The 18,059-nt window shown below is 49.8% G+C and carries 1 protein-coding gene; it reads right to left on the minus strand.

Annotated elements, in window-relative coordinates; genetic code table 11:
* Positions 1–106: 106 nt before the first annotated feature.
* Positions 107–17,596 carry a hypothetical protein gene (locus ACXAFJ_RS16455; protein ID WP_475324913.1) on the minus strand — a complete coding sequence of 5,830 codons (17,490 nt, stop codon included), beginning with the start codon at positions 17,594–17,596 and terminating at the stop codon, positions 107–109.
* Positions 17,597–18,059 lie beyond the last annotated feature (463 nt).

Consider the following 18,059-nt stretch of genomic DNA (forward strand, 5'->3'; position numbering starts at 1 on the left):
AGGTTTACAGTGTAAATAGAACGACAAGGTTGAGCCCTTCAAAACTCAAAACCTTGTCGTTTGTCTTTTCTAGTTCCAATAATCCTCGATTTTCGGTTGGATTAAATCAAACATCCAAATCTTTAATCTCAATATCTAGAATCTCTCCAATCGTGATACCTGCACTATTGTCGGTGATAACCATTTGTTTTATGTCTCCGTCTATCAAGGTATTGAGAACGACGCCATTGCCAGATGTTCCAACATTGTTTAGCAAGATTTCCTGCTGTCCGTTGTTCACATCGGTAATGGTGAGTTTGATGCCCGATAAGCCATAACCTGCATCGGTTTCACTGAAGTAAGTCGCTGAAATGTTATCGTATGAAGCCTTGAGTAAACCATTTAATGACAAGGTATCTTGGTCGGCATCAAAATCGTAGATTTTATCCGTCGCCCCTGATGCATCAACATGCTGGCTATCCCATACAAATAGGTCTGAGCCCAAATCACCGCGCATATAGTCGTTACCACTGCCACCTATGATTGTGTCAGTGCCGGAACCTCCGCGAATGAAATCACTGTCAGTACCGCCATCGAGATAGTCATTGCCTGACCCACCTGAAATCAAATCATGTCCCGCTTCACCAAAGATAATGTCATTCCCTTGCGCGCCCTGTGCAACATCGCCCCAAGAGGTACTGGCCGCGCTGGCAAGCAATGTTGAGTCTTCTGTGGCATTGGGGCCTTGATAGACCGAACTATCATCGAGGAAGGTAAACGTTACACCATCGTCTAGGCTGGCCGAGTTATTACCACTGTCACCCAAATAGACAATGTCATCGCCCAGGCCGGCTTCAACGTGGTCATTCCCTGCTCCGCTATATACGGTATCACTGGTATTTTCGGCAATGTTCGCAGCTGCATCAAGACGCCAGTCTGAGCCGTATGTAGCTTGGTCATAGATTGTGGTATCAACTTTGACTGAGTTTGAAATCAGGGCTAGTTGTGGTGTGCCATTGAGATAAATCGCATCATTACCCGCGTAAGTTTCAATGTGATTAACGGTACTTAACGCTGGTTTCGTAATGCTTAAGGTGCTGGTCGAGCTGTCACCATCCTGATCAGTTATCTCAAAACTCACATCAATGGTTTTGGCGTTGATGTCTCGGTTTGCGAATTTGAACGTGTAGCTGCCGTCACTCTTGACTAGGAATTGTTCACCTGCCGCAGTGAATAGTAAAACTTGTAACCCTAGAGGTTTACTGGTGTCTCCATCTTTGTAGAACTGTTGGTCCGCGACATTAAATTCGTACTCACTGGTTCCCCAGGTGATGGAGAACGTTTTTAGACCATCGGCCCCTGCTGATAATGGAATTTGGCCACTAATCATCTCTAGATTCTGTTCCGCCGAAGCAATCGTCTCATTTAGCGTTGCAGAGCTAGCCACCAAGGTGAAATCTATGTCTCGGTTTAAGTGTCCGTCAAACGCGATGTGGTTTAATGCGGTGACCCCGTCTGAAGTTGGCGTACCTACACCTAATGCTTGCGAGAGGATATTGTTTTCAGAGACCGTTGAGAGCCAAGTATTTATTTCCTGCTGATAATTGGAGTTGGAAGTCGGCTCTCCATCAGAGATGAAAAAGCTCATATTATTGGCATTGTCTAGCTGACCTGACTTGGACCACGCTGAAGATGCTGCTTGCAAACCGTATTGGTATTCGGTCCAGCCTGAGTCCGTCAGTGTATTAACTTGCGTGGTGGCATCTGCTGGATCTAGCCAACCAGTGTCCATCACAATAGCGCCATTGAACGCGACGATTTGTACTTTAGCTTCCCCTACCGCAAAGTTAGTGAGTAAGTTGCTGATTGCATTCTGAGTCCAGGTCAACCAACTGGCGCTGCTGTTGTTCATCGAACCTGAAATATCAATAACAAACTGAATATTAGTTGGTGCAGCTTCTGCCGTGCTATTAACGATGTTGCTAGACGTTGGACTGTCGTCTTCTACTGCAATATCTAAGGCAACATTAATCTGATTGTTTCCATCGCTTACTGTTAAAGAAGGTGTCAGTGTGAGTTGCTCATTTTCAGTTGTTGAATCTGAGTGGTCCAAAGGAAGGTATTGTTTCACAGTGTAATCAAACTGTCGGTCGGTAATACCTTGCGAACTTGGTGCCGTGATTGTCACTTCGATGACTTTGGTAGATGTTCCTGAAAGCGTGCCAACTAGAGTTCCGTTTTGCACAGACCAGACAACATCTTCACCACCCGACTTTAACGAAGGTGTTCCACCATCAAAAACAGGAGAACCATTGTTGACCGCAAACTGAGCCGTAATGGTATCGCCTACGTTGACATCTCGAATGATAAAACTCGCGGTAGACTCATTAGATGCTGAGTTCACATCTGTGTTGGCGTTAGCGAGCCCTTCATCTGATGTTACCGCTGCCCCCATGCTTGACAGGGTCGGTGCAGCGGGTGCGAAGTTGTAGAAAATAGCATCATCAGACACGATATCGGTTAACGTTGTGTTGCCTTGCATTAATTGAGCAGTAACAACCACCTGACTTCCATCTGTACTTGGGATACTTCGCGTAAAGTCCACCCAACCGCGGTCAATATCTGTCTGGGTCAAAGTGACCGGACTTGATTGGAAGTTCAAATCAAGGCTATTCCCAGCAACAGCGGCTTGATTGAGGTAAACGCGAACATCTAAAGAGGTATTACCGTTGAGCTCAGTATCGCCATACAAGTTGCCGTCATTATTTGCATCGTTCAAAAGAGCGATCTGCAGTTGATCTTCGACAAGAGTTACCGATGAACTCGTTCCACTCGTGTCACCATCACTATCAATTGCTTGGTATTCAAAGGAATCGGGCACAGTTTGTTGGATCTCAGTGCCTACATATTGTAGAACCCAAGTTGAGCCAGAACTATTTGATTGGGTCCCAAAGTCGATAGACTTAATACTCAGCCCCTGAGTGTTAATATTGAATTGAGGGCCGTCGCCAATCGTGATTTCTCTTGAATCACCTCCCTGTCTTTGGAAAGTAAAGGTTTGCGATTGGCTGCCATCACCGTATGTGATTACAACTGTGGCTTTGGCGTTTTGAGACGCGTTGCTAGAGAAATGCCCTCCCATACCATCCAAGCCAACTTTCACTTCAGTCGGTAGGTTCTTACCATTGTTGCCAAATTCGAGAGTGAGTGTTTCATCACGGTTAATACCAGAATCGTTCGAATCGTCCCCTAAACCTGTACCAATATGCCCTGTGGTACTTGCATATTGTTGCAAACCATCTTGAACCCCATTTCCTTGGACAATCGATATTTCAAGACCGATATCGCTATTGGTGATGAGTTTGGTCGTTGGGTTGTAACTGCCCCAATCAGAGAGACTACCGGTTGCACTAACATCACTACCAATAAAGAAGTTACTGCTTGAAATAGGCGGCTCTTGATACTCAATACTTGAGAGATCAAATGTCTGTCCATTTGATACATGAGTACTGGTTATTGGAACTCGAGTCGTTGGATTGCCGTTCACATCAATCAAGATACCCGTTAACGAACCTTGTTGTGGAAGACTTGTGATGACGACGTGAGTGGATGCGGTTGCAGATGAATCATCTTCACTATCACTAACGTGGTTTGTGAAATTAATCGATGTAGTACCTGAGTTACTGAGTAAGGCGCTGAAGCTTTGATTTTGTGGTGGAGCGTTAACGCGAGCAGAATCAGTTCCAATAGCGGAAGTATTGCCAGCTTGATCTTCAAGTACGGCAGAAACATTTAGAGTACTGCCGGTTGAAGGTACTGGGTATTGGTAGCTTACGCCACCTGAGATATCTGAAGCACTCAAAACCACATCTGCCTGACCACTGACTTTGAGGATATCGCCGACTTGAGCACCAGCTGGAGGCGTTACGAGCACGTCAATTAGGCCGCTAAGCTCATTGTTGGTAATGATGCCATTATTGTTGGTGTCCTCAGAAATAACCACAGTTGGTGCCTGTGGTGACGTGGTATCTAACGTAAAGCTAATACTTGAGGTTCCTGATGTATTACCCGCTATATCCGTTTGGCGGACCTGAACCGTGTTAGCACCTTCGGCTGGCGTGAAGCTGTCAGTCCACGTGGTGCCACCGTCGGTGGAATACTCGACCGTTGCGCCTGTTTCTACATTGCCAATCGACAGAGCGCCATCGGAAGTGATCAAGTCTGAGCTGCTAGAACCGGTATCGTTAGTCAGAGCGACTGTTGGTGCAGCGACTTGCGTATCCAACGTAAAGCTGATGGAGCTGGCACCTGATGTATTACCCGCCGTGTCGGTTTGACGAACCTGAACCGTGTTGGCACCTTCCGCTGGGGTATAGCTGCTGGTCCAAGTCGTACCACCGTCGATTGAGTATTCGACCGTTGCGCCCGTTTCCAATCCTGTGATGTTTAATGAGCCATCCGAGGTGATCAAGTCTGAGCTGCTAGAACCGGTATCGTTAGTTAAAGCGACCGTTGGTGCAGCCACTTGCGTGTCTAACGTAAAGCTGATTGAACTTGCGCCAGAGGTATTACCCGCTGTATCTGTTTGACGAACTTGTACTGTGTTGGCACCTTCGGCTGGGGTAAAGCTGTTGGTCCACGTAGTACCGCCATCGGTTGAGTATTCAACGTTAGCTCCAGTTTCTACATTGCCAATCGACAGCGAACCATCAGAGGTAACCAAATCCGAGTTACTTGAACCCGTATCGTTAGTCAACGCGACCGTTGGCGCAGCGACTTGAGTATCTAACGTGAAGCTGATTGAGCTGGCTCCGGACGTATTGCCTGCAGTATCAGTCTGACGAACCTGAACAGTGTTGGCACCTTCGGCTGGCGTGAAGCTATTGGTCCAAGTCGTACCACCGTCGGTTGAGTATTCAACCGTCGCGCCAGTTTCAAGCCCCGTGATGTTTAGTGAGCCATCAGAGGTGATGTTATCTGAGTTGCTTGAACCGGTATCGTTAGACAACGCGACCGTTGGCGCAGCGACTTGAGTGTCCAACGTAAAGCTGATTGAGCTTGAACCTGAGACATTACCCGCGGTGTCGGTCTGACGAACCTGAACCGTGTTGGCACCTTCGGCTGGCGTGAAGCTATTGGTCCAAGTGGTGCCGCCGTCGATGGAGTATTCAACGGTAGCTCCAGTTTCTACATTGCCAATCGAAAGGGCACCATCGGAAGTGACCAAGTCTGAGTTGCTAGAGCCGGTATCGTTAGTCAACGCGACCGTTGGTGCAGCAACTTGGGTATCGAGCGTGAAGCTAATTGAGCTTGCGCCGGAAACATTACCCGCCGTATCCGTTTGACGAACCTGAACCGTGTTCACACCTTCAGCCGGGGTGAAGCTATTAGTCCACGTCGTACCTCCATCGGTTGAGTATTCGACGGTTGCCCCAGTCTCAAGCCCTGTAATGTTTAGCGAACCATCGGAAGTGATCAAGTCTGAGCTGCTTGAACCCGTATCGTTAGTCAGAGCGACTGTTGGCGCAGAGACTTGAGTGTCCAACGTGAAGCTGATTGAGCTGGCACCCGATGTATTACCTGCCGTATCAGTTTGACGAATCTGAACCGAGTTGGCACCTTCCGCTGGGGTAAAGCTGTTGGTCCAAGTCGTACCACCGTCGGTTGAGTATTCAACGATAGCGCCAGTCTCAAGGCCTGTAATATTTAATGAACCATCAGAGGTAATCAAGTCAGAGCTACTTGAACCCGTATCGTTAGTCAGTCCCACTGTTGGCGCAGCAACTTGAGTATCTAACGTGAAGCTGATTGAACTTACACCGGATGTGTTGCCCGCGGTATCAGTCTGACGAACCTGAACAGTGTTGGCACCTTCGGCTGGCGTGAAGCTGTTGGTCCAAGTCGTACCACCGTCGGTTGAGTATTCAACGGTAGCTCCAGTTTCTACATTACCTATCGAAAGGGCACCATCGGAAGTGATCAAGTCTGAGCTGCTAGAACCGGTATCGTTATTTAACGAGACGGTTGGCGCAGCAACTTGGGTATCGAGCGTGAAGCTGATGGAGCTGGCACCCGAAGTATTGCCTGCGGTATCGGTCTGACGAACTTGCACTGTGTTTGAACCTTCGGCTGGCGTGAAGCTGTTGGTCCAAGTGGTGCCGCCGTCAGTGGAGTATTCAACTGTTGCTCCAGTCTCAAGCCCAGTAATGTTTAGGCTTCCATCAGAAGTGACCAAGTCTGAGTTACTTGAACCGGTGTCGTTAGTTAAAGCGACCGTTGGCGCAGCAACTTGAGTATCCAGAGTGAAGCTGATGGAGCTGGCACCGGATGTATTGCCCGCGGTGTCGGTTTGACGAACCTGAACCGTGTTCGAACCTTCGGTTGGCGTGAAGCTGTTGGTCCAAGTTGTGCCACCGTCGGTTGAATACTCGACCGTTGCGCCTGTTTCTACATTGCTAATCGACAGAGCGCCATCGGAAGTGATCAAGTCTGAGCTGCTTGAGCCGGTATCGTTAGTCAGAGCGATTATTGGTGCAGCCACTTGGGTATCCAGAGTAAAGCTGATGGAGCTTGCGCCAGAAACATTACCCGCCGTATCAGTCTGACGAACTTGAACCGTGTTAGCACCTTCGGCTGGTGTGAAGCTGTTAGTCCACGTTGTTCCACCGTCAGTTGAGTATTCGACAGTTGATCCAGTCTCAAGCCCCGTGATGTTCAATGAACCTTCCGAGGTAACCAAATCCGAGTTACTTGAGCCGGTATCGTTAGTTAAAGTCACTGTTGGCGCAGCCACTTGAGTATCTAGCGTGAAGCTGATGGAGCTTGCGCCAGACGTATTTCCTGCGGTATCAGTCTGACGAACCTCAACCGTGTTGGCACCTTCGGCTGGGGTGAAGCTGTTAGTCCACGTGGTGCCACCGTCGGTTGAGTATTCGACCGTTGCGCCTGTTTCAAGCCCCGTGATGTTCAATGAACCGTCCGAGGTAACCAAATCCGAGTTACTTGAGCCAGTATCGTTAGTCAACGAGACGGTTGGTGCCGCAACTTGGGTATCTAACGTGAAGCTAATTGAGCTTGCGTCAGATGTGTTACCCGCGGTGTCGGTTTGGCGAACTTGAACGGTGTTTAAACCCTCGGCTGGCGTAAAGCTGTTGGTCCAAGTGGTGCCGCCGTCGATGGAGTACTCGACAGTCGCGCCAGTCTCTAGGCCTGTAATATTTAATGAACCATCTGAGGTGATCAAGTCTGAGCTGCTAGAACCTGTATCGTTAGTCAATGCGACTGTTGGCGCAGCCACTTGGGTATCGAGCGTAAAGCTAATTGAGCTGGCTCCGGATGTATTGCCCGCCGTGTCGGTTTGACGAACCTGAACCGTGTTGGCACCTTCGGCTGGGGTAAAGCTGCTGGTCCACGTTGTGCCGCCGTCGATGGAGTACTCGACTGTTGCTCCAGTCTCAAGGCCCGTAATATTTAATGAACCATCAGAGGTAATGTTATCCGAGTTACTTGAGCCAGTATCGTTGGTCAGAGCCACAGTCGGTGCAGTCACTTGAGTATCTAATGTGAAGCTGATGGAACTTGCGCCAGATGTATTGCCTGCCGTATCCGTCTGGCGAACTTGAACCGTGTTGGCACCTTCGGCCGGGGTGAAGCTGTTGGTCCAAGTCGTACCGCCGTCAGTTGAGTATTCAACGGTCGCGCCAGTCTCTAGGCCTGTAATATTTAATGAACCATCAGAGGTCACTAAGTCTGAATTACTTGAACCGGTATCGTTAGCCAGTGCCACTGTTGGCGCAGCGACTTGGGTATCTAGCGTGAAGCTAATGGAGCTGGCACCCGATGTATTGCCCGCGGTATCGGTCTGACGAACTTGAACCGTATTTACACCTTCCGTAGGGGTGAAGCTGTTGGTCCAAGTCGTACCGCCATCGGTTGAGTACTCGACAGTCGCGCCAGTTTCCAATCCTGTGATGTTTAATGAGCCATCAGAGGTGATTAAGTCTGAGCTACTTGTGCCGGTATCGTTAGTCAATGCGACTGTTGGCGCAGCCACTTGTGTATCCAGTGTAAAGCTGATGGAGCTGGCACCGGATGTATTGCCAGCAGTATCGGTTTGACGAACCTGAACCGTGTTAGCACCCTCCGCTGGCGTGAAGCTGTTGGTCCAAGTCGTACCGCCGTCAGTTGAGTATTCAACGGTCGCGCCAGTCTCTAGGCCTGTAATATTTAATGAGCCATCAGAGGTGATGTTATCTGAGCTACTTGAACCAGTATCGTTAGTCAGAGCGACCGTTGGTGCAGCGACTTGAGTATCTAACGTGAAGCTGATTGAGCTTGCGCCCGAAGTATTGCCCGCCGTGTCAGTTTGACGAACTTGAACGGTATTCGCACCTTCGGCAGGAGTGAAGCTGTTAGTCCACGTTGTGCCGCCGTCGGTTGAGTATTCGATCGTAGCTCCAGTTTCTAAATTGCCAATCGAAAGGGCACCATCGGAAGTAATCAAGTCTGAGCTACTTGTGCCGGTATCGTTAGTCAATGCGACTGTTGGCGCAGCAACTTGTGTATCCAGTGTAAAGCTTATGGAGCTGGCACCTGATGTATTACCCGCTGTATCTGTTTGACGAACTTGTACTGTGTTGGCACCTTCGGCTGGGGTAAAGCTGTTAGTCCAAGTGTTACCGCCATCGGTTGAGTACTCGACCGTTGCTCCGGTTTCTACATTGCCAATCGAAAGGGCACCATTTGAAGTGACTAAGTCTGAGCTACTTGAGCCGGTATCGTTAGTCAACGCGACCGTTGGTGCAGCAACTTGGGTATCTAACGTGAAGCTAATCGAGCTTGCGCCAGAAACATTACCCGCCGTGTCGGTTTGACGAACTTGAACCGTATTTGCACCTTCGGCTGGGGTGAAGCTGTTGGTCCAAGTAGTACCTCCGTCAGTTGAGTATTCGACAGTCGCGCCAGTCTCAAGCCCAGTAATGTTCAATGAGCCATCAGAGGTGATCAAGTCTGAGCTGCTTGACCCGGTATCGTTAGTCAACGCGACCGTTGGCACAGCGACTTGAGTATCGAGCGTGAAGCTGATTGAGCTGGCTCCGGACGTATTGCCTGCGGTATCAGTTTGGCGAACCTGAACCGTGTTCGCACCTTCGGCTGGCGTAAAGCTGTTAGTCCACGTGGTGCCGCCGTCGGTTGAGTATTCAACGGTAGCGCCGGTTTCTAATCCCGTGATGTTTAATGAGCCATCAGAGGTAACCAAATCCGAGTTACTTGAGCCAGTATCGTTAGTTAATGCGACGGTTGGTGCAGCAACTTGTGTATCCAGCGTGAAGCTGATTGAGCTGGCTCCGGATGTATTGCCTGCCGTATCGGTCTGACGAACCTGAACTGTGTTGGCACCTTCGGCTGGGGTAAAGCTGTTAGTCCAGGTAGTGCCGCCGTCGGTTGAGTACTCAACAGTCGCGCCAGTTTCAAGGCCTGTGATGTTTAGTGAGCCATCCGAGGTGATCAAATCTGAGCTACTTGAACCGGTATCGTTAGTCAGAGCCACAGTCGGTGCAGCGACTTGAGTATCCAACGTGAAGCTGATTGAGCTGGCACCAGAAGTATTACCCGCTGTATCCGTCTGACGAACTTGAACGGTGTTGGCGCCTTCGGCTGGGGTAAAGGTGTTAGTCCAAGTAGTACCGCCATCGGTTGAGTATTCAACGGTAGCGCCAGTTTCCAATCCTGTGATGTTTAGTGAGCCATCCGAGGTGATCAAATCGGAGCCACTAGAACCGGTATCGTTAGTTAACGCGACCGTTGGCGCAGCAACTTGGGTATCCAGCGAGAAGCTAATTGAGCTGGCACCGGATGTATTACCTGCCGTATCGGTCTGACGAATCTGAACTGTATTGGAGCCTTCTGATGGAGTGAAGCTTGAAGTCCATGTTGTGCCACCGTCGGTTGAGTATTCGACCGTTGCCCCGGTTTCTACATTGCCAATCGAAAGGGCACCATCAGAGGTAACCAAATCCGAGTTACTTGAGCCAGTATCGTTAGTCAACGCGACCGTTGGCGCAGCGACTTGAGTGTCCAACGTGAAGCTGATTGAGCTTGCCCCCGATGTATTGCCTGCGGTATCAGTCTGACGAACCTGAACCGTGTTGGCACCTTCGGCTGGCGTAAAGCTGTTGGTCCAAGTAGTGCCGCCGTCAGTTGAGTATTCAACAGTCGCGCCGGTTTCTACATTGCCAATCGACAGGGTACCATCGGAAGTGATCAAATCTGAGCTGCTAGAACCGGTATCGTTAGTTAACGCGACCGTTGGCGCAGCAACTTGGGTATCCAGCGTGAAGCTAATTGAGCTGGCACCGGATGTATTACCTGCCGTATCGGTCTGACGAATCTGAACTGTATTGGAGCCTTCTGATGGAGTGAAGCTTGAAGTCCATGTTGTGCCACCGTCGGTTGAGTATTCTACCGTTGCCCCGGTTTCTACATTGCCAATCGAAAGGGCACCATCAGAGGTAACCAAATCCGAGTTACTTGAGCCAGTATCGTTAGTCAACGCGACCGTTGGCGCAGCGACTTGAGTGTCCAACGTGAAGCTGATTGAGCTTGCCCCCGATGTATTGCCTGCGGTATCAGTCTGACGAACCTGAACCGTGTTGGTACCTTCAGCTGGCGTAAAGCTGTTGGTCCAAGTAGTGCCGCCGTCGATGGAGTACTCGACAGTCGCACCAGTCTCAAGGCCCGTGATATTTAGGCTTCCATCTGAAGTAACTAAGTCTGAGCTGCTAGAACCGGTATCGTTGGTCAGAGCCACAGTCGGTGCCGCAACTTGAGTATCCAGCGTGAAGCTGATTGAGCTAGCACCCGAGACATTGCCTGCGGTATCGGTTTGACGAATTTGTACTGTGTTCGCGCCTTCAACTGGGGTAAAGCTGTTGGTCCAAGTACTGCCGCCATCGATGGAGTACTCGACTGTGGCGCCGGTTTCCAATCCACCAATCGCTAAAGCCCCGTCTGAAGTGATCAAGTCTGAACTACTTGAGCCTGTATCATTTGCTAATGCGATAGTTGGCGCAGTCACTTGAGTATCTAGAGTGAAGCTGATGGAGCTGGCACCGGATGTATTGCCTGCCGTATCCGTTTGACGAACTTGAACTGTATTCGAGCCCTCAGCAGGGGTGAAGCTGTTAGTCCACGTTGTGCCGCCATCGATTGAGTATTCAACGGTTGCGCCAGTCTCAAGCCCTGTAATATTTAGCGAACCATCCGAGGAGATCAAATCCGAGTTACTTGAGCCAGTATCATTCGTCAGAGCGACGGTTGGTGCAGCGACTTGAGTATCTAGCGTGAAGCTAATGGAACTTACACCGGATGTATTGCCTGCGGTATCGGTCTGACGAACCTGAACAGTGTTCGCACCCTCCGCTGGGGTAAAACTGTTAGTCCAAGTGGTACCGCCGTCGATTGAGTATTCAACGGTAGCGCCCGTTTCCAATCCTGTGATGTTTAGTAAGCCATCCGAGGTGATCAAATCGGAGCTACTAGAACCGGTATCGTTAGTTAAAGCGACCGTTGGTGCAGCAACTTGGGTATCGAGCGTAAAGCTGATTGAGCTGGCACCAGATGTATTACCCGCCGTATCGGTTTGACGAACCTGAACGGTATTGGCACCTTCGGCAGGGGTAAAGCTGTTGGTCCAAGTAGTGCCACCGTCGGTTGAGTATTCGACAGTCGCGCCAGTCTCAAGGCCGGTGATGTTTAGTGAGCCATCAGAGGTGATGTTATCTGAGCTACTTGAACCCGTATCGTTAGTTAGAACAACTGTTGGCGCAGCGACTTGTGTATCTAAGGTGAAGCTAATTGAGCTGGCACCCGAAGTATTGCCCGCCGTATCCGTCTGACGAACCTGAACCGTGTTGGCACCTTCAGCTGGAGTGAAGCTATTGGTCCAAGTAGTACCGCCGTCAGTTGAGTACTCGACCATAGCTCCAGTTTCTAAATTACCTATCGAAAGGGCACCATCAGAGGTGATCAAGTCTGAGTTACTTGAACCGGTATCGTTAGTCAGAGCCACAGTAGGTGCCGAAACTTGGGTATCGAGCGTAAAGCTGATGGAGCTGGCGCCTGATGTATTACCCGCTATATCCGTTTGGCGAACCTGAATTGTGTTGGCACCTTCGGCTGGCGTGAAGCTTGAAGTCCATGTTGTGCCACCGTCAGTGGAGTATTCGACCGTTGCGCCGGTTTCTAAATTGCCAATCGAAAGGGCACCATCTGAAGTGACTAAGTCTGAGCTACTTGAGCCGGTATCGTTAGTCAGAGCGATTGTTGGTGCAGCAACTTGGGTATCTAACGTGAAGCTAATCGAGCTTGCGCCAGAAACATTACCCGCCGTGTCGGTTTGACGAACTTGAACGGTATTCGCGCCTTCGGCTGGAGTGAAGCTATTTGTCCAAGTGGCGCCGCCGTCGGTTGAGTATTCGACCGTAGCTCCAGTCTCAAGCCCCGTGATGTTTAGGCTTCCATCTGAAGTAACTAAATCCGAGTTACTTGAACCGGTATCGTTAGTTAACGCGACCGTTGGTGCGACAACTTGAGTATCTAACGTGAAGCTGATGGAGCTTGCACCCGATATATTACCCGCTGTATCCGTCTGACGAACTTGTACTGTGTTGGCACCTTCGGCTGGTGTGAAGCTATTGGTCCAAGTCGTACCGCCGTCAGTGAAGTACTCGACAGTCGCGCCAGTCTCAAAACCAGTAATGTTTAATGAGCCATCAGAGGTAACCAAATCCGAGTTACTTGAGCCGGTATCGTTAGTTAAAGTCACTGTTGGCGCAGCGACTTGAGTATCTAGCGTGAAGCTGATTGAGCTTGCGCCCGAAACATTACCAGCGGTGTCGGTTTGACGAACTTGAACTGTATTCGAGCCCTCAGCAGGGGTGAAGCTGTTTGTCCACGTAGTGCCGCCGTCGGTTGAGTACTCAACAGTCGCGCCAGTTTCAAGACCTGTGATGTTTAGTGAGCCATCCGAGGTGATCAAATCCGAGCCACTAGAACCGGTATCGTTAGTTAATGCGACGGTTGGTGCAGCAACTTGTGTATCCAGCGTAAAGCTAATGGAGCTGGCACCAGATGTATTGCCAGCGGTGTCTGTTTGACGAACCTGAACCGTGTTGGCGCCTTCAGCAGGCGTGAAACTCGAAGTCCAAGTAGTGCCGCCGTCGGTTGAGTATTCGACCGTCGCACCAGTCTCAAGTCCCGTGATGTTTAGCGAACCATCGGAAGTGATCAAGTCTGAGTTACTTGAGCCGGTATCGTTAGTCAATGAGACCGTTGGTGCAGCGACTTGTGTATCTAACGTAAAGCTAATGGAGCTGGCTCCAGATGTATTACCCGCCGTATCAGTCTGACGAACCTGAACTGTATTCGAGCCCTCAGCAGGGGTGAAGCTGTTAGTCCACGTTGTGCCACCGTCGGTTGAGTATTCGACAGTTGCTCCAGTTTCTACATTACCAATCGACAGGGCACCATCGGAAGTGATCAAGTCTGAGTTGCTAGAACCCGTGTCGTTAGTCAGCGCCACAGTAGGCGCAGCAACTAGCGTATCTAAGGTGAAGCTAATAAAGCTTGCGCCAGAAACATTACCAGCGGTATCGGTTTGACGAACCTGAACCGTGTTGGCACCTTCCGCTGGGGTAAAGCTGTTAGTCCAGGTAGTGCCGCCGTCGGTTGAGTATTCGACCGTTGCGCCGGTTTCTACATTACCTATCGAAAGGGCACCATCGGAAGTGATCAAGTCTGAACTGCTTGAGCCGGTATCGTTAGTCAGAGCGATTGTTGGTGCCGCAACTTGAGTATCTAGAGTGAAGCTGATGGAGCTTGCGCCAGAAACATTACCCGCCGTGTCGGTTTGGCGAACTTGAACCGTGTTGGCACCTTCCGCTTGTGTGAAGCTGTTAGTCCACGTTGTTCCGCCGTCGGTTGAGTACTCGACAGTCGCGCCAGTCTCAAGCCCAGTAATGTTTAGACTTCCATCTGAAGTGACTAAGTCTGAGTTACTTGAACCAGTATCGTTGGTTAAAGCGACGGTTGGTGCAGCAACTTGAGTATCGAGTGTGAAGCTGATCGAACTTGCACCAGATGTATTACCAGCCGTATCGGTTTGACGAACTTGAACTGTGTTCGCACCTTCCGCAGGGGTAAAGCTGTTAGTCCACGTTGTTCCGCCGTCGGTTGAGTACTCGACCGTTGCGCCAGTCTCAAGCCCAGTAATGTTCAATGAGCCATCAGAGGTGATCAAGTCTGAGCTGCTAGAACCCGTGTCATTAGTCAGTGCCACCGTTGGTGCAGCGACTTGAGTATCTAGAGTGAAGCTGATTGAACTTGCACCGGATGTATTGCCCGCGGTATCCGTTTGACGAACCTGAACCGTATTCGCACCTTCCGCAGGGGTGAAGCTGTTGGTCCACGTTGTGCCGCCGTCCGTTGAGTACTCGACCGTCGCGCCAATCTCTAGGCCTGTGATATTTAATGAGCCATCAGAGGTGATCAAGTCAGAGCTGCTAGAACCGGTATCGTTAGTCAATGCGACTGTTGGTGCAGCCACTTGAGTATCTAATGTAAAGCTGATTGAGCTGGCTCCGGATGTATTACCAGCCGTATCGGTCTGACGAACCTGAACCGTGTTAGCACCTTCAGCCGGGGTAAAGCTGTTGGTCCACGTGGTGCCACCGTCGGTTGAGTATTCAACAGTCGCGCCAGTTTCAAGACCTGTGATGTTTAGGCTTCCATCTGAAGTGACCAAATCCGAGCTACTTGAGCCGGTATCGTTGGTCAGAGCCACAGTCGGTGCCGCAACTTGAGTATCTAACGTAAAGCTGATTGAGCTTGCGCCGGATGTATTGCCAGCAGTATCTGTTTGACGAACCTGAACCGTATTGGCACCTTCGGCTGGTGTGAAACTGTTGGTCCAAGTCGTACCACCGTCGATGGAGTATTCAACTGTTGCTCCAGTCTCAAGCCCAGTAATATTTAGGCTTCCATCAGAAGTGACCAAGTCTGAGTTACTTGAGCCGGTATCGTTAGTCAGCGCGACGGTTGGCGCAGCCACTTGGGTATCCATAGTAAAGCTGATGGAACTTGCGCCCGAAGTATTGCCCGCGGTATCGGTTTGACGAACTTGAACGGTATTCGCACCTTCGGCTGGGGTGAAGCTGTTAGTCCACGTGGTACCGCCATCGGTGGAGTATTCGACTGTTGCGCCTGTTTCCAATCCTGTGATGTTTAGTGAGCCATCCGAGGTGACTAAGTCTGAATGACTTGAACCGGTATCGTTAGCCAGAGCGACTGTTGGCGCAGCCACTTGAGTATCTAATGTAAAGCTGATTGAACTTGCACCCGATGTATTACCCGCGGTGTCCGTCTGACGAACCTGAACTGTGTTGGCACCTTCCACTGGAGTGAAGCTGTTAGTCCAAGTTGTGCCACCGTCGGTTGAGTACTCGACAGTCGCGCCTGTTTCAAGACCTGTGATGTTTAGGCTGCCATCCGAGGTAACCAAATCCGAGTTACTTGAGCCGGTATCGCTAGTTAAAGTCACTGTTGGCGCAGCCACTTGAGTATCCAGCGTGAAGCTAATGGAGCTGGCGCCTGATGTATTGCCTGCGGTGTCGGTTTGACGAACTTGAACTGTGTTGGCACCTTCGGCTGGCGTGAAGCTGTTAGTCCAAGTAGTGCCACCGTCGGTTGAGTACTCGACCGTTGCGCCTGTTTCCAAACCAGTGATGTTCAATGAGCCATCCGAGGTGATCAAGTCTGAGCTGCTAGAGCCGGTGTCGTTAGTCAAAGCGACCGTTGGTGCAGCCACTTGAGTATCGAGCGTAAAGCTAATTGAGCTGGCACCAGAAGTATTACCCGCCGTATCCGTCTGACGAACTTGAACCGTATTGGCACCTTCTGCTGGGGTGAAGCTGTTGGTCCAAGTAGTGCCGCCATCGATGGAGTACTCGACCGTTGCGCCAGTTTCCAATCCTGTGATGTTCAGTGAGCCATCAGAGGTGATCAAGTCTGAGCTGCTGGAACCGGTATCGTTGGTCAACGCGACTGATGGCGCAGCAACTTGGGTATCTAAAGTGAAGCTGATGGAGCTTGCGCCGGATGTGTTACCCGCGGTGTCGGTCTGACGAACTTGAACTGTATTTGCACCTTCGGCTGGGGTAAAGCTGTTGGTCCAAGTAGTGCCACCGTCGGTTGAGTACTCAACGGTAGCGCCTGTTTCCAATCCTGTGATGTTTAGTGAGCCATCCGAGGTGACTAAGTCTGAATTACTTGAACCGGTATCGTTGGTCAACGCGACGGTTGGTGCAGCAACTTGGGTATCCAGCGTGAAGCTGATCGAACTTGCACCGGACGTATTGCCTGCGGTATCAGTCTGACGAACCTGAACAGTGTTGGCACCTTCGGCTGGCGTGAAGCTGTTAGTCCAAGTAGTGCCACCGTCGGTTGAGTACTCGACCGTTGCGCCTGTTTCCAAACCAGTGATGTTCAATGAGCCATCCGAGGTGATCAAATCCGAGCTACTTGAACCAGTATCGTTAGTCAGGGCCACAGTCGGTGCAGCAACTTGGGTATCCAGCGTGAAGTTCACACTGGTGTTTCCAGAAACATTACCGGCCAAATCTGTTTGGCGAACCAGCACTGTATTGTTGCCTTCTACTGCTGTATAGCTATTGCTCCATGTTGTTCCGCCATCGGTGCTGTATTCAACAACGGCACCAGTCTCCGTTCCACCAACACTTATTGCTGAGGAATTTGTTATCGAATCGCTGTCACTTGAGCCACTATCAGTAGTTAGCTGAGCCGTGGGTGTGTTTACCGTGGTGTCTAGCGTAAAAGTTAAACTAGAGCTAGGAGAGATGTTGCCAGAAGCATCAGTTTGACGCACAAAAACTGTATTGCTTCCTTCAACCGGAGTGTAAGTTGTCCCCCAGTTCACTCCATCTATGGAGAACTCTACAAGCGAACCAGCTTCCAAACCAGCGACAGCAATAGTGCCATTTGATGTGATCAAATCCGACGCACTACTGCCGGTATCTGATAAAAGTGAAACAGTAGGAGCTGTGGGCGCTATCGTATCGAGCAGTTCATCTCCAGATAATGCTGTTCTATCAAACAAGGTGTCATTATCGTCACCACCATTATCGGTTTGTGTATCAAAACCGGCCGTAGCGACAGTGCCGTCCCCGTCTCTACTGAGGACAAAAAAGTCTCCAACACCACCTTGACCACCGGCAGCTGTAGGCTCGAGTACAGTGGTTGGGTCTAAGTTCGTGGTAAGTAGAATTTGTGTCGTGACGTCTTGAACAGTTTCATCACTGAGGTTTTCGGAAACGACAGCAGAGATAGAACCATCTTCTAGCTCGATCACAATAACGGCATTGGCACTTACAGAGATTTGTTCAGTTGATGAGATTTGGTCACCAGCCGCTAAAACGCGCTGAATTCCATTAACATTGGTAACGACGTCACCATAAATAAAACTAACCCGAGCATTCTGGTCTAGTGTTAGCGTGTTGAGTTGTGAAAATACTTCTGGGCTATTTTTTTCGTTATCGGCCATTTACAGCTCCCCCGAGATCGTTTGCGCGCTTCAACTACAAATTCAGCGTTTAATTAACGGTCTAACGTTCTGTAAAAATCGGGGGCTTACCCTGTTCTAGTTTCTATTGTTTGGGTAATAACTCAGCTCCACCGATAGGTGTTCACTTACTAGTCTAGATGCATACTGCTAAAAATGCGAGCGATGTAATAAAATGCGATTGTTTAAATAATAAACAGAACAATAGAGAATGGAATACAGTAAATGTCAGTTCTTGCGTTTAGTCTCAATATTGATAATGTTGACAATAGTGCGTATGTAAATAAGTGCTTAAGTAGGTTTTATTCAATTAAACCAAGTTATTAGCGAGGGGGTTCTCTTACTACAACAATAGTTTTAGTTTGATAGTATGCGTCCTAAAACAAGGGAATAGACCTTGAGGACATAAAATCATATTGGTTCAGATCTAACCGCTCGATCAGTC

This window comes from Vibrio sp. ABH4_348, from assembly GCF_056159765.1.

Coding starts and splice junctions, on each gene's coding strand:
- ACXAFJ_RS16455 (WP_475324913.1), bottom strand. CDS start 17,596: ATGGCCGATAACGAAAAAAATAGCCCAGAAGTATTTTCACAACTCAAC.